The 510-nt window shown below is 56.9% G+C and carries 1 protein-coding gene; it reads right to left on the bottom strand.

What is annotated here, in order from left to right; genetic code table 11:
* On the bottom strand, window positions 1–311 hold a 311-nt coding region (locus tag AC1DF0_RS32130; protein WP_477577620.1), incomplete at its 3' end, for a hypothetical protein.
* Between the last annotated feature and the right edge of the window lie 199 nt (window positions 312–510).

Raw genomic sequence — 510 nt, 5'->3', positions numbered from 1 at the left:
GTATTAAGGGCGGTCAGTACGGCGAAGCGCGGCCACAGGGTCGCAGCGGCTGCCAACAGGTCGCGGGTACGCGGCGATTCGCCGCGGCTACGGGCATCGAGAAACAGGATCAGCGCGGCGGTGTACAGCGGATACACCAGCAAGCCGACAATCACACTGATGCCGGCGAAACTGTCTGGCCCGGTGGAGCGGTCGACCACTTGTTGCAGCAGCGCCTCGACAATCACCAGCGGCAGGCATAGCTGCACGATCTGGCTCAGATTGCGCTTGAAGAAATACAGAGAGTCACGCAGTACATCGAACGAATTCATCAGTCGGTATCGCAGGTTGAAAGCAGTGCCTCACTTTAACCGATCAACCCCTTCGGGGCACAAACGTAAACGTTCGGTAAAGGTCATTGAAACATCCTGTATCAGCCCCATTACTGGTGAGCACCTTATCCACTGTGGGTGAGGGCACTGATATTCCCGGCAATCTACGAGGTCGCCATGAACAGCGAAGAACAAACCC

It is taken from the genome of Paenibacillus sp. 05T425 (genome assembly GCF_056396205.1).
Note: the sequence above shows the minus strand (reverse complement) of the source record. Positions and strands in the feature narration are given on the sequence as shown.